The sequence below is a fragment of the uncultured Shimia sp. genome (assembly GCF_947493595.1).
In the GTDB taxonomy this organism is placed as follows: domain Bacteria; phylum Pseudomonadota; class Alphaproteobacteria; order Rhodobacterales; family Rhodobacteraceae; genus Shimia.
Map to the genome: position 1 here is coordinate 1 of NZ_CANLRL010000017.1, position 1,541 is coordinate 1,541.

Annotated in this window: 1 pseudogene; it reads left to right on the top strand. The window is 54.3% G+C overall.

The features are described from left to right. Positions 1–86: 86 nt before the first annotated feature. Positions 87–1,470, top strand: a pseudogene (locus Q0955_RS20825) (IS3 family transposase). The last annotated feature ends 71 nt before the right edge of the window (positions 1,471–1,541 follow it).

A 1,541-nucleotide genomic window follows, 5' to 3' on the forward strand; every position in this document is an offset into this window, starting at 1 on the left:
TGTCTGACGTCAGCGCTAATGGGTCCAAATAGGGCGATTTGATAAGGGAGTGTTTCTGGCTCATCGTAACCACTGAGGAGTGGAAGATGAGAAAGACAACAAAGAGCCCCAGCGAGAAGATCGTCAAAGACATCAAACGTGCCACGCGCAAACAGTATTTGTCTGAGGAGAAGATCAGGATCGTGCTAGATGGCCTGCGTGGTGAAGACAGCATTGCTGAGCTTTGCCGCCGAGAGGGGATTTCCCAGGGCGTTTACTACAAGTGGTCGAAGGACTTCATGGAGGCTGGCAAACGGCGACTGGCGGGTGACACGGCCCGTGCTGCGACGACTGACGAAGTCAAAGACCTGCGCCGTGAGGCTCGTGACCTGAAGGAGGTTGTGGCAGAGCAAACGCTCGAACTTCGGCTACTCAAAAAAAGCATGGTCGGGCCCTCTCAGCAGAATGCTTCGCACTCGCCTGTCAGGTAATAGATGGGGGCGACCAAGAATGAGATACCCTGCATCTGAGAAGCTGGAGATCATCCGACTGGTTGAAGAAAGTCATCTGTCAGCGCGTCAAACATTGGCTAAGCTCGGCATTCCGCGCACAACGTTCTACCGCTGGTACGACCGATACCTGCAACGCGGCGAAGCGGGTCTTGAGGATCAATCTCCCAAGCCCAAACACGTTTGGAACCGCGTTCCTGACGAGGTGAAGCGCAAGGTCGTCAGCTTCGCCTTGAAAGAGACAGAGCTGTCACCCCGCGAGTTGGCGGTGACCTTCACAGACCAAGAACGGTACTTTGTATCGGAATCCACAGTGTATCGCACGCTCAAGGCACATGACCTGATCACCAGCCCAGCATTCATCGTGCTGAAAGCCGCGAATGAGTTCGAGCATAAGACAACGGCCATCAACCAGCTTTGGCAGACCGACTTTACCTACCTCAAGGTTCTGGGGTGGGGCTGGTTCTATCTCAGCACGATCCTGGACGATTACAGCCGCTACATCATCTCGTGGAAGCTCTGCACGACCATGCGGGCTGAGGATGTGACAGACACTCTCAATCTGGCCTTGCAGGCATCTGGCTGTGATCAGGTCCATGTCGTCCACAAGCCACGCCTGCTGAGCGATAATGGGTCCAGCTATGTCTCTGGAGACCTCGCTGAATGGCTGCAAGACAAAGGTATGAAGCACTCACGCGGTGCCCCGTACCACCCTCAGACACAAGGTAAGATCGAACGATGGCATCAAACCCTGAAGAACCGGATCTTGCTGGAAAACGACTTCCTACCGGGCGATCTCGAAGCTCAAATCGAAGCCTTTGTCGATCATTACAACCACCAGCGCTACCACGAGAGCCTGAACAACGTCACACCCGCCGACGTCTACTTCGGGCGTGACAAAGCCATTCTGGAACAAAGAGAAAGGATCAAACAGGAGACGTTCGAAGCGCGACGCTTGCATCACCGCCAACGTGCAGCATAATCAAACCAACCAGATGAGCCGAACTCTCTCTTAGTTTAGGCCGCCCTTGGTTCCAAAAACTCTGACGACGC